General features: G+C 44.3%; 9 protein-coding genes. All 9 read right to left on the bottom strand.

Annotated elements, in window-relative coordinates:
* Positions 1-8: 8 nt before the first annotated feature.
* Positions 9-1,262 (bottom strand): amino acid kinase family protein, encoded by a 1,254-nt coding sequence (locus L1271_RS04575; RefSeq protein WP_235366933.1) that lies wholly within the window; start codon positions 1,260-1,262, stop codon positions 9-11.
* 18 nt (positions 1,263-1,280) lie between these two features.
* Positions 1,281-2,114: a cupin-like domain-containing protein gene (locus L1271_RS04570; protein WP_235366932.1), complete on the bottom strand. Its 834-nt coding sequence runs from the start codon at positions 2,112-2,114 to the stop codon at positions 1,281-1,283.
* A gap of 103 nt (positions 2,115-2,217) precedes the next feature.
* Positions 2,218-4,449: a DUF5916 domain-containing protein gene (locus L1271_RS04565; RefSeq protein ID WP_235367009.1), complete on the bottom strand. Its 2,232-nt coding sequence runs from the start codon at positions 4,447-4,449 to the stop codon at positions 2,218-2,220.
* Positions 4,449-5,657, bottom strand: a complete 1,209-nt coding sequence (dapE, locus tag L1271_RS04560; protein ID WP_235366931.1) for a succinyl-diaminopimelate desuccinylase — start codon at positions 5,655-5,657, stop codon at positions 4,449-4,451. The genes L1271_RS04565 and dapE overlap by 1 nt, the downstream gene beginning before the upstream one ends.
* 19 nt (positions 5,658-5,676) lie before the next feature.
* Entirely contained in the window at positions 5,677-8,094 is a 2,418-nt protein-coding gene (locus L1271_RS04555; protein ID WP_235366930.1) for a penicillin acylase family protein, read from the bottom strand.
* Entirely contained in the window at positions 8,094-9,068 is a 975-nt protein-coding gene (locus L1271_RS04550) for a TauD/TfdA family dioxygenase (RefSeq protein WP_235366929.1), read from the bottom strand. The genes L1271_RS04555 and L1271_RS04550 overlap by 1 nt, the downstream gene beginning before the upstream one ends.
* 38 nt (positions 9,069-9,106) lie before the next feature.
* A complete protein-coding gene (locus L1271_RS04545; RefSeq protein ID WP_235366928.1) occupies positions 9,107-9,853 on the bottom strand; it encodes an aspartyl/asparaginyl beta-hydroxylase domain-containing protein in 747 nt (248 codons plus the stop codon).
* A 17-nt stretch (positions 9,854-9,870) separates the two neighbouring features.
* Positions 9,871-11,535 carry a cyclic peptide export ABC transporter gene (locus L1271_RS04540; protein WP_235367007.1) on the bottom strand — a complete coding sequence of 555 codons (1,665 nt, stop codon included), beginning with the start codon at positions 11,533-11,535 and terminating at the stop codon, positions 9,871-9,873.
* 27 nt (positions 11,536-11,562) lie between these two features.
* The gene (locus L1271_RS04535; RefSeq protein WP_235366927.1) at positions 11,563-13,434 is read right to left on the bottom strand and encodes a thioesterase domain-containing protein; all 1,872 of its coding nucleotides are present in this window, start codon (positions 13,432-13,434) and stop codon (positions 11,563-11,565) included.
* Positions 13,435-13,444: the final 10 nt, after the last annotated feature.

Genomic DNA, 13,444 nt, shown 5'->3' with positions numbered 1-13,444 from the left:
TACAATTTTTACTTCAATCCATTTACTATCAACTTTTCAGGGAGCCAATAATTACTAAGTGCTTTTTCATGAAGTAAATTAAGTTGTTGCTCTGCTACTTTGGACATAGTTATTAATAACTCAACTCTGTCATTAGGATATATACTGAACAAACAGTCTATCCCTAATACTTCGAGCCACTTTAACGCACTTACATTTATGTCAGATATGAAGATTAAACTAACCTCTTTCAATTCCAACTCCTTGTATAGATCAATAAACTCCGGAAAAATCAAAAAATAATCACTTGTAGTAAATGCTACGTGCTTAGATTGAATTTCCTTGCCACCATTTCTAATTAATCCAAAGCCTTCGGAAAACGACACTAAAGGGTGACAGTAATCAGCATTCTTTACAACTTTTGTTCCTTGATGCATAGAGTCCATACTACTACGTAGTATTATTTCGCAACTCCCCTCAGCAAGTGAATCAAGCGTTTTACTATGTAATACAGTACTTCCCGATCTCGCCAAACAACTAACAACCTGCCAATCCACAGTAGCCAGTAACCTAGCACTTTCCACTATATTAGGGTCTGCACTGTATACTCCTTTAACATCAGTCCAAAATTGTACCTGCTTTGCCTTTATTAACTTGGTAAATAAACTCGCAGAATAGTCACTACCATTACGCCCCAGAGTACAAATTTTCCCTTCTGTATCAGAAGCAATGTATCCAGTAACTACTTTAAGCCCTTCCTGTTGCAGGAGCTGACTTGCTATCAGATTCTGGTGGCTGACATCAATATCAACACTCTCTCCTTTTAATACCAGTATCTCTGCAGCATTCACAAAGGAAACCGGAATCCCCTGTTCTGATAAAAAGGCCGTCAGCATACGGGCTGACCAGATTTCTCCATAATAGAGAAACTCATCGGGATGGCATTTTTGCTGACCGGATTGTGTAATCTTTGTTTTCAACTCGTTCAGATCGGTTTCGTATGCTTCAATTAAAGATGCTTGATGTTCAGCGGTCAGTGCATTGATGAGTTTCAGTTGATACTGTCTAAGATCGTCCAGCATCATTAACGCTTGCTCGTTAAGAGAGCCCGCTAAATCGTAAATGGCTTTCAAGCTGTTGGTTGTTTTGCCTGACGCCGATACAACTATCCAGTCATTAGCACCCATTGACTTTACATTATTGAGCAGCCGCTGATAACAAGCGACGCTGGCTAAACTGGAGCCACCAAATTTATGAGTGATGATGTTATTATTAATATACATGCTCGTCTTCCGCTGCTTCTAAGCAAACTCAGGAATCAACAGCTTGATAAAGCTGGCCTGTTCAGGAGAGATATCTTCATCTTGCATCAAAGCGTGTTTTACTTCGTTGCAGTTGGTCGCATTTACAAAGTTTTCTGTAATGGAGATACCTGCTTCAAGATTACGAATCTGATGATAATGTGTGCAGGGTGTAAAAATAACATCGCCAGGATTTTGAATGCAATGCACTCCCTTTGCTTCATGGAACATTGGATATCGATCCAGATCCGGTTCCACGGCATTCACTTGTCCAAAGCCTACTTTTTCTGCTTCTTCCGGGCCATAGAATACCCATTCTTTGCGCCCGCTGATCACGGCGTTCCACGCATGGGTCGAGGCAATATCCAGATGCATTCGTGAACCACTGTTCTTTGGTCCCATGTATATCCAGCGTAATAGCAACAGAGCGGCTTGATCGTGCAGTAAATCATCATCAATGCGGTTGCGTATAATACAGGAAAAATAATCATCTACCTGATAATCATCTACGAGTTCTTTAAAGTAGAGCGAAAACTGCCATGCGGAAGCGTAGTAAGGATCTTTTTCATCACTGGAAGTAATGTAGTCGATATATTCTGCTAAGGACATATAGCGATTGTCCTGATCATTGGATGAACGATATACCTTGATCGAATGATGTCCGTAATTTCGTTTAAAAAACTCCCACGTCCATTTTGTGCGTGCTACCCAGTTAGCAGCGCCGCCGCGAATAATGAAAGGCTGGCGTTGTTCCATACAACGAGTAATTTCTTCAGCAGTTGGATTGAAAAACTCGATACAAGGTATCAACTGCTTGTAATTCATAAAGGTCATTGTTATTCCTGTTTTATCAAAGAACCGATATTCAATCGATTCCTGTAACTATTCCTAAAGCTCTTATACCCGTCGTTTTTTAGAGAACCCTTTAGAACGCATTCTAGAGTGCATAAGTCAGCTTTACCGTTAAATTGCTTTCTTCAACCCTTCTAAAAGCTTCTTCCCACTGACGAGAAAAGCTGGATAAGGGATCGTCCAGTTGAAAGAAACCTCCCTGACGAGTATAAGCAATGGTCAAAAAAGAAAGAGGCGCTAACTGATACTGATATTTCAGCTGAAAGGACACATCGCTTTCAGCAAATGATTTCAGAGTATCAGCGCTAACGGCCAGAGATTGGTTGGCAATATTAAAAGCGGACAACGCATTCGCTTGCAGTCCATTCCACTGCAAACGCAATGTCATTTCGTGCTGTGGCTGAATGTACCAGAGTAGCGACAAGTCTATTTCACGAAACTGTCGTTCATAGTGCCCTAGCGTGCCATCCCCTTCGCCAATCAGCCAGTCCGGGCTTTGTAGAGCTAAAGCAGACAGCTCTACGGTGAACGCATCCTGCCACGAATGGCGAACGCTGGCTTCAAGGCTATGGCTCCAATGTTCCAGTCCCTCTTGCAGGTATCCCCAGATGATTGACCACTCGCTGCCTTTACCGAAAGGGTTTATGTATTCAAGGTAGAGTTCACTTTGCTGTGGTATATGCACGCTGCCATGACCAAAGGAGATCAAATCATCCAGCCCTGAGGTTTTTACATCCAGACTTAACTCCAGTTGAGAAGTATCCTGATAGGTCATTAAGCTGGCTAAATAATAAAGAGTTGCCAGGGATTCAGACTGGAAATTCTGTTGCCCTTTAACACTGAACTCATTGTAAATCTCACGTATGGAAGGCGAAACATCATAAAAGGACATATCACCGGCCAGACGCCATTGTTTGATGTTATTGCGCTCCATATAGCCGAGATCATTAATATCCAAGTCAGGCTTCAACCAGAGAAAGTTACTACTGATATTAGCGTTATCAGATAATGCATATTCGGCAGATAAAAACGCACCTTCGCCTCGTTGTTTCTGGCTTTGCGACTCAATCTCTGTTGTCATTAAATTACCCGAGAGTGTCAGGTCGTTAACATAATGATGATAGTCAACAGCATGCAATTGAGCTTTACGATCCTGGGCTGAATCCTTTGTCAGGCTTCCCAGCCAGCCGAGCTCGCCGAAGGTACTGTGCCATCGAGTTCTGCCTACATAAAATCGTTTTCCTGCCTGAGGCCCTGCGTCTTTGTCTTCAGCAATCAGAAAACCTTGATCAAAATGACTTCCAAGATTTAAGTATTTACTGGCAAAGTTTAAGCCACCCGTTAGTTCTCCATTGGTATTGGTTAAGGTGCCGATGCGACGAGTGTTAATAAGAACGAACCGCTCTTCGTTATCCTTAATATCGAACAAACTGTGATTTTCAGTAAAGAAAGTTCTGTTTTCTGCCAGCAAGGTTTCAACGGGAGAAAAGTTTGAAATCAGTTCGTCACTGTCAACGGCACCAAAGTCAGGATTGATCGTTGCCATTAATAATTGATCACTGGTGGGACGATACAAAAAGTCCATCCCTAAATTGTGTTCCCAGTGTTGTTGCTCAACATCATAATGACTGGCTACCTGTGGAATCAGAGTGAGTTGTTGAGGTTTCGGTTGTGTCGTCACTTCGAGCGTTGCCAGTTGACTGGCGAAGCCCGCCTGACTCCAATGCACTCCAGGATAAGAGATTTCTTCACTACGTAGCTTTTGTACTCGGCCAAGAGAAAGACCAATATTACGAGCCGACGCATTTGGATCAGTCACATAAACCGCGATGGACCAGGGTAGAAAAATTTCACTGGCCCAGTGTTGTTCGTCCTCGGCTACGGAAAAATGCCAGATACCATCCCACTCACTGTTAAACTGATTCCCTTGTGTATAAACGCCATCACTGTAGCCTTCTCCAAGTGAGACAGTAAATTCATAAGCACTAGTTCCATTGCCATTAAAATCAATGACGACACGATTAAAATCGGCTACGGGTACTTCATCTTTGCGGCTATATACTCTGACTCGCTCATCCACTGGTTGTGAATTGATAAAGCCGATATAGATACCCTCTTCCCGCATTAGCACCTTGGCTTGAGTGGCGTAAGGTGCCGTTGCGCCAGTATCCGGATCGGTCAGCACGAAATGTGAGTAGGTTTTAGCCTGCTCCCACAAGGCTTCATCAAGACGACCATCCAGATAAATGGCTGGTTCTTCGTTGGCCAGCACTCCGCTGGCCAATATAATGGTTATGAATGCCCAGACGGATCGCATCACAGAGATTCTCCTGATGGTTGACTGGCGACCATGACCTTGGTGTACAAGGCAAGATAAATTTCTGCCAGACTTTTTAACTCATTGACCGCCACGCGTTCGTTTTCCTGATGGATGGTTGCATTGGGTAAGCCAAGCTCAATGACCTGAGCACAGATATCCTTAAAGAAGCGGCCATCAGAAGTGCCTCCTGTTGTGGATATGCGAGGAAAAAGACCAAGCTTTTCATGAATGACCTTTTCACAAGCTTCTATTAAAGACACCTGGCCAGCATCGGGTACGTCAGAATGATAAGGTGCACAGTGACGATAAGCTTTCAACTCATAATCCTGAGTCGTTTGTTGAACAATGGATTCTACACGTTGATAGAGATCATCTTCTGTGTAACGAGTCGTGTAACGAATATTTAAACTCACACTGGCTGAAGATGGAATAATGTTATCCGTCCATTGGCCTGAGTCCATATGAGTAACCTGCAAAGTCGTCCCAGGAAAATCGCCATCACCGGAATCCCAGGTGCATTGGCTAAGCTCATTGACAATGCGGCACATCTGGTGAATGGCGTTAACACCTTGCGCAGGATAAGCAACGTGACCGCTTTTACCATTAATTTTGATATCAAAACTTAGCGCACCTCGGCGCCCTACTTTGATCATGTCGCCACTCTGCTTAACGGCTGTTGGTTCACCGATCAAGCAGTAGTCCATGGTTTGCTGTCGTTGTTTTAATCGTTGCACGATATCCAGTGATCCGTGATCTGCTTCACCTTCTTCATCGCTGGTAATAAAAAACCATAGGCGACCTTCAAACTCGTCTTGTGCGACCAGTTCTTCTACGGCAACCAGAGCAGCGGCAATGCCTCCCTTCATATCGGCAATACCGCGACCAATTAATTGCTGATCTTTGATACTTCCTGTAAAAGGTGGCGCCTGCCATCGTTCCAGATTGCCCGCTGGGACGACATCCGTATGACCACAAAAAGCAAAGTCAGGTCCATTGCCCCGTTCAATGACGGCAATCAGATTACTGACACCATGACAGTCATATTGTTCAATCGTCGCGCCCAGCGCAGACAACTTTTCGGCAATCCATTGTTGGCAACCGGCATCGTCTGGAGTGACCGACTCAAAGCGAATCAATCGTTGTGCGTAATCAACCACACGCTCTTTATAGTCAGCATCGATAGTTAACTGATATTGTGTTTGCATACTGCATTGTAAGTGCTGCTTAGTGCAGCACTTCTCCTGTTAGTCGAGTGCCAGAAACCGTCATGGAACTTGTGGCCTGTTGATTAATTTGCTTCTCTGTAAATGGCAAGGGAACCAGCACTTTATTACTTGAATACAATGTGTCCTGATCGCTAAAGTGAGCAGAGTCGGGATTCGATGATTGTGAATACACCAGCAGGCCGCGTGCCTTAGGTCCTTTGTCAGTGAAAGACAAAATGTACATCCAGCTGGAGCCAAAGCGAACCTGATAACCTGCAGAGGTCAATCCCGATTCCATCGGTTCCTGAGAATACAAATCCATGGCAGGCTCATAATAGTGTCTGGGAAAGTGGCTTTCGTCCCAGCTCCAGGTTGCCATCATGTTAAAGCCGCCTTCTTCTTCAAACAATCCCGGCCAGGGTAATCGATCTTGCGCGGGTTTACCTTGCGCTGTTGTAGACTCAACAAACTGAAACTCGTTCACCGTTGCATCCAGTGGCCAGCCAGCTTGCTGGAGATTGGCGACGGTTAATGCCAGCTTCTGCAACAACGCATCACTTTGTTTCAGCTGTCGCGGTGTGTGAGCAGCGTGTGCGGGATCAAAGGGAATTTCAAAATCTTCTTCCTGATCGATGATAAAGGCCAGTTCGCGAAGAATCAAAGCGCCTCTACCTTGTGCGTTAAACTTACCGTCCCACTGTGTTAAGAGTGTGCAGGCTAGTTCAAGGTTCACGATAAGTTCTTCAGACAGTGCTATATCAAAATTGTCAATGCTAGTACACAGTGTTTGTAATCCACTGAGAATCAGTTCCGCAAGATAAGAACGATCACTCAACAGGGACTGTTCCAGAGTCGCCAGTGTAAATCCACCTTGCTCTATACCTTCAGATAACAGTTTAAGGCCCATACGAGTTCGCAAAGCTAATCGGTCTCTTTCTTCGCCAAATAAAGGAGAATACCCTTCCAGCATCTGTTGAGGATGTGTTGCCCAATGGGAGTCGTTGGAGTTTTGAACAAAATCCTGAGTTTCCAAAGTTGGAACTTGCTGAAACGGCACGCTACTGTTAAATAGAAGTTCCGAACGGTTTCCTGGCAATACACTGAGGCCCGTTTCTGAACGAATATGCGCCCAGACGCTGTCTGACTTTAATAGCGTCAGTGCTGCGTCGGATAAAGCGGGTACAGCGATATCTCCAATGTACAACGCTTCTCCGTTTTTACTGGTTAACACGGTATTGTTAAATGCTAATCCGTGATATTGACGGTAAGCCTGTTTTGCATCCGATAGAGACGATGAACGATTAAGCGCCAGCCAATGATCAATCATATCCAGATTATAAAGATTAATGTCTTTTAAAACATAAAAATTTTCGGTTGACCATGCCAGCTCCTCGTTTTCAATCACTGGGCCTACATCTGTGTAGAAATGGGGTTTGGTAAATGTCTCGATTCCTTTGTCGGTTTTTACTTCAATATTAATAGAACGAGATTTAACTGTGTTTACTTTATCATCGATAACATAGGTCATAGGGTCCGACTGATGAGTTTGCATTTGATAGATGACAAAATGCTCAGCACTGGAATAGGTATGGCTCCAACCAATATGTTCGTTAAAGCCGATATTGATAACACCAGGAAAGCCAACCAATGAAGCACCCATTACATTCAGTTCGCCTTCGATCTGATGGTGTACCTGCCAGAAGCGCATATTCCCTTCATAAGGAAAATGCGGATTCGCTAGCAACATACCCTGAGAATTTTTCGTTGCTTTTTTGCCCAGTGCCCAGGCGTTGGAACCAATGGCCGGTGTTACTTCATAAGGTGCGTCAAAAGCCAGATCTTGCTCACTGGCTGAATGGGGGTCCGCAAGAAAATACTCTTCGCCAAATTGTGCCGCGCCGGGAAAAATAGCAATAGAAAACAAGTGTGCCAGTACATCTTCTGGTGCGATTGCCGTTAGCCAGTCGGCACCTCGACATAACTCAGGTATCTGCTCTGGTTGATTCTTCGCTTCCTGCAAGTATTGATTGTATCCAGCCACATAGCCTTTGATGATGGTTTGCGCATCGTTGCTTAACTGTGGAAACTGGCGCTTTGCTTCTGTCACTAACCCTAAAGCGCGATAACGAAAATCCTGTTGCAGATTGAGTCCATCACCACTCTCCTCCTTATCCGCTCCCCAATAGCGTGAAGTTTCTCCACGCACCCGTACATAGTTGTCTGCGATCAAACACAGATTATCCTGAGCTTGAGCATAAGCATTACCAAAACTGAGGCTGCCCAGATCTTGGGCGCTGATATGAGGAACACCAAACTGGGTTCGAGTAATATCAGCTTTGTATTGATGACTGTCATCGGAATCCAACAACAGCGAGCTGCATCCAGCCATTAAAGCCGTTGCCAGAATGATTTGTCCTGTTCGATTTATCATCTTCATTATCGAGCCCTCAATGTGCCGCTATCAAAGCAATCACGCGCTTTAAATTTTGATTCCAGCATTAATGCTCGTAACAACCAGCGGTCGGTGCCATCGTATCTGGGTTCATAAGGACTGCGAGCATGAGCCACTCTGCGATTATCAAACAACAACATTTCTCCTGGAGCCAAAACAAAAATTTCTTTGTTCGCATTGATATAGTCAGTCAACTTGTGCATGGCTGCTTCGGCTTTAGGTGTCAGGCAGCGCATGTAAGCGGGATCAAAGATCATCTCTGGCTCTTCATGTTGACTTAATACGGCAACACGACGATTGCCTTTGAAGCGGCTGCTAAAGGTTGGATCGACCAGAATTTCATAGTCGGGTTGTTGCAACTGATGCAAAGTATCGGCATCGAGTCGCAGACTTTTTGTCTGAAACAGATAGGTTTCTGCATTAACATCTCCACGCAGGCAAAACAGTGCGACCCAGTCTGCTTTGGCATCATGGAAGCCATCTTCCACATGCCATTGAAGGAAATCTTTGTTGGTGCCTAACTGCTCATGCTGATGCTTCTCGATAGGAAATACATCGTCAATAAAGTTAAAGTTTTTTTTACCTGCGAAAGAATAGATATAACCAATGCGTGACAGCAACATAGAAATTAACGTGCGCGTCATCTTAAGGTTGTCGCCATTGGTCTGGGCGTATGATAATGGGGTTGAACCCAGATCTTCAGGAACTGGCAATCCTTTAATGAGCAGGTAATTCTCATTTTCAAAAGCACGAAAATCAAACAATTTTTTCTGCAGTCTTGCAGGTAGGCGAAACGACTGCTGAAAACAATGCCAGTAAAAGCTTTCAAAGTTATCAATTTCATATTGATGGGTCACTGACTGTAATACATCAGTCAGCTGTTCTTGCTCTTCTTGGTCCAGATCAAAGACAAAAGATGGTTGTTGCGGTAGTACATCAACCGCAGAAATGTTTTTCATTATTTATGTCCTAATAAGATAGTACTGTCGGGCCAAGGTTATTCGCCAAGTAGTTCTCGAATGCCTTTAATTACAATGATTAATGCTTCCCGCTCTGCCAGAGTCAGATCAGGGTGCCAAATATCCATCAATAAACAAATACGCTGTTGCTCGGAATGATTAAATGCTTCATGCAAATAGGAGTAGTCAAATAGCAAGCACTCTCCTTCCGTCCATGTTCGTTCTTCACCCGCCACGATGATGCTGCAATCCTCTTGAGGTATATCAACCGCCAGATGGAGGTTTAAGGTAAAGTTCCATAAGTCACAATGAGGTTTGATGACAGTACCTGGCTGTAGAATGGAAAAGTGAACCTCCAGCAGAGGACAATGCCAGTCACGTAACTCCTGATTAAATATTTCCCATGTGGCAGGCACATCGTAAGCGGCAGCCGTTACAGGCTCGCCTTTCTGGAACAGATAAAGTGCATGCCAGTTGTCCTGTCGACCCAGATAGTGATCATAGTTTTCCAGCAAGGCCGTTCGATGACTTATTGCCTGATGAATCTCGTTTTTTATGGTTCCAGATTGTTTGTTCAAAGTTGTTATCAGCGGTTCCAACGCAGGATAGTCCGCAGTATTCAACCAGGGTGTGGTTGATAAACCTGGCATAATATAGCGCGCATCTTCCTGCAGGGGATCTCGTTCCTGTTGCAGAGGATCAAACATAGCTTCAATACGCTCCAGCGAGTTATTGCCATAACGTTGCCTAATGGCATTCAACTCTTGTGCAAAAAAATCTAACATGAAAACTCCTTCAATAATTATCCAGACAAAGGCGCCAGACTTGGCTGCTCAGGCAGTGCGGTTGTCGGGGTGTTAGTAACAAGCGACTCAATTTGGCCGTTGTCCATGGTTATGACGCGATCAGCAACATCGAAATATTTGTCGTCGTGGCTTATTGCGATAACGGTCTTTCCATTTTGTTTCATTTCCGGTAACAACTCGCGATAAAACAAGTGTCTGAAGTAAGGATCCTGATCGGCGGCCCACTCATCAAATAGATAGATGGGCGCGTCTTCCAGATAGGCAATGACCAATGCAAGGCGCTTTCTCTGTCCGTGGGATAAACGTGTGGTTGATAGCTTGCCCTCGTTTACCGTGACTTTTTCATCCAGATTCAATTTGCTTAGATAGCTGCGAATTTTCTCATCGGATGCTGGCTGACCATTTCGATTAATCACCGTATCAAACAGATAAAAGTCAGAGTGGATGACGCTGTACATATTCAGATAGTGTTTAAATTCTGAAGAGTCTATAACCTGACCATCAACGTAAAACTCTCCTGAACTACGATTGAGTAAACCAATCAGCAGTTTGGCAAATGTTGATTTACCACTACCATTGCCTCCCCGAATGATGACAATTTCACCTTTGTTGATTGTCAAGCTGATGGGGCCTACGGCAAACTCACTTCCATCAGCTTCGTACTTGAATACCAGATTACTGAGGTCGATTGCAGACCAGTCATAGTAACGCCCTTCCTGTTGAGCTGGATCTTTCATTTGAGTTCTTGTCGAAAACGCAAGGCTGTCAATCTTGCGTAAAGATATCAGTGCTTTGGCAATGGTCTCCTGAGACGAAAGGATGAAATCAATAGGTCCCAGTAAGAAAGTCATGATGAAAATAAAGGTTAAAATGTCGCTACTCTCCCCCAGTCCCCAGAGACTGTGCGAGAAAATAATGGCACCCAGTACCAGGAACAATAAGGTTTGCCCCCAGTTCTCACTCAGCTTCCAGAAGATCTCTGACTTTAGGTCCGAGCCGTTGATTTTTTTGAGTGTTGGTAAGACGCCACCCTGGAAAAAAGCATGCTTGCGCTTGGCATTGTTATTCAGCTCTTTTACGCCATCGACCAGGCTTTTGAATTGCTCATGCAGATCGTCATAGTCGTCGCGATACATTTCGTCATACTTTTCCGCTTTTAAGATAAAATATCTGGAAATCAGCAACCCCAGTGGAAGCAGAATCAGAATGACTAGAAACAGATCAAGGGACTTGTACGCCAGAAAACCCAGGCAAACAAGTACCGTGATAATGTGATAGATAAATTGTGGCATCGTTGAAATGGCTGCAGAGATATCACCGACGTCTGACGTTAAGCTGGCATGTACTTTATGACCACCAATTTTGTCCAGAACATTAAAAGGTGTATTTAATATTCTGCGCACCAGAGTACTGCGAACTTCAAAAATAATTTTGACGCTCAGCTTGGTCATCAAAAAGTTCGCCAGAGAGCTAACCAGAAAAAGGCTTAGCAACCCCAGTAAGAACTGGGCTGACCAGATTACAATATCCGCTTTAATATGTTCCAACGCATCATCAGTTATCAGTGAGATAAGCCATACACTAAAAAATGCACTGAACGCACCTACTATACTGTTTAAGATGATTTTCAGTCGATTTGACTTGACTAAATCAGCAACCATCAAAAAGTTCTCCTAAAAATTTCAGATTCAGGCAATCGCTTGCCAAAGAGTAATATTCCAGCTTCCCATCACCGCGTTTTGTCGGGCTACGGGTTGCAACCAGCCACAGTCATCATAAGGCTGACTATGGCCATTAACTTGCAGTATCCAGACAGGGCTTGCCATAACGGATTGTTGTTCTCTCAATCGACCTAACAGGCCACTTAATCCTTGTTGATCAAAGGTATCAAAGGAATAGATGACCAGAGGCGCCTGAGGAAAGTCCATCATCATGGCGTCACCCAGTTTGACTTCAATATCGTCAGCACCGATGGCTGCGCAGTTCTCTCGGGCAACTCGAACAAGTGTTGGATCAATCTCAACTCCTGTGATTTTGCGAAATGGGAAGTTTGCAGCACACAACAGTGAGCGGCCTTTACCGCATCCGAGATCGATAAAAGTGAAGGCTTTAAAATTGATGGGTAACAGATTGAGTGCAGCATCAATAACACTGTAGTGTGCTGGCATGTAACGGGTTACCCAGGACTTATCCGCTAACTGTTGCTGTGAGTGCTTGATACCGTCGGTGTCGACTTTAAGGGTATTATCTCGACTGTCCTGTGCATCCATAAAAAGGAATAGCTTATCAGGATCTGTAATGCCAAATACCAGCCATAACACATGGTAGAGAACTTCACCTTTATGAATTTTAATCGCACCACTCAGTAAAGCTTCGGCCAAAACTTCTATCGTGCTCTTTTCAATAGTTCGCTCTTTAATTGCTCGTTCTTCAATAGAATTAAGCAGCGCATCCCATTCAATACTGATATGACTGTCCCATGGCTTGTTAACCGAGTCTGCGCAAAAGTTTATGTTCGCACGGCCTCGGCTAACCTGAATTTCCCAGCGGATATTGTTGGATAAATCGATTCTATGCAGACTATCCAGATCATCCTGAGGCCAGTAAATATCGCATCGATAGGCTACTTCCTGTTGCACGCTTTCGTAAGTAACACCCTTGCTATGAAAGATGGGTTCCGCAAGATAATGTTTGTTCAACAGTGCTTGCGCAAGGCAGTTTACGTCATCACTTAAGACCGAATAGTGATCGCCAGCGATCATGCCTTGATCTATTTTCCCGCTTACCAGCGATTCCAGATCCGCAAGAATGCTGGCTTTTTCTGCCCGCAACTCTATAGAAGATTCGCAATACAGAAAAGTAAGGTTTCCTTGAAACCGTCCCGATGGATGATAGTTCAAGGTCATGAGCGAGCGTGCTTTATAGGTCTCAAGAAAATGTCGGCGAGCCTCTTCCGTTGCTCCCTGTTGTAACTTGAGACAGACTTCATCCAGTTCTTCCTGAGTATAAGCCTCCCCTTCATAAGCGGTTAGAAAACTTTCTATTACCAGTAACTCTACCTGTTTTCCTGCTGCTTCAAGAGCGAGCGCCAGTTCAAAAGCAATGCAGGCGCCAACACAGTACCCCGCTATTTTGTAGCCAGGCTGAGGATGTTCTTCCAGCAACACATCGGCAAAAGCTTGAGCAAGCTCTGCTACCGTTAAGTTCGTATGGGAAGAACCTTGCGCCATATCCAGAGCATACAGACCATAGGCTGGCGTTAATTTCTCGGCCAGAGGTGCAAAGGATGATGCGGAAGAATCCGCACCGGGAACAACAAATAGCGGTTGTTCTCCTTCTGCCAAAGGAATGACCTTAAAAGGTGCATCTGATGAATCCAGCAAGGTAATAATATCAGCTTTATGCTCGACGACTCTGGCTTTGAGTTCAGCATCGAAATGCCCATTCACCTGTACTTTAAATCCTAACTTGTTGTTTTCAACAAACAGCAATACGCCAGCGGTTTTGGCTTGTTGAATAATGTTCATGGCATTCATTGTAAACCTTGTGTGATATTTCATTGAGTTCTCG

This window comes from Pseudoalteromonas sp. OF5H-5 (genome assembly GCF_021530695.1).
GTDB lineage: Bacteria > Pseudomonadota > Gammaproteobacteria > Enterobacterales > Alteromonadaceae > Pseudoalteromonas.
This window is presented reverse-complemented; position numbering and strand designations above follow the sequence as displayed.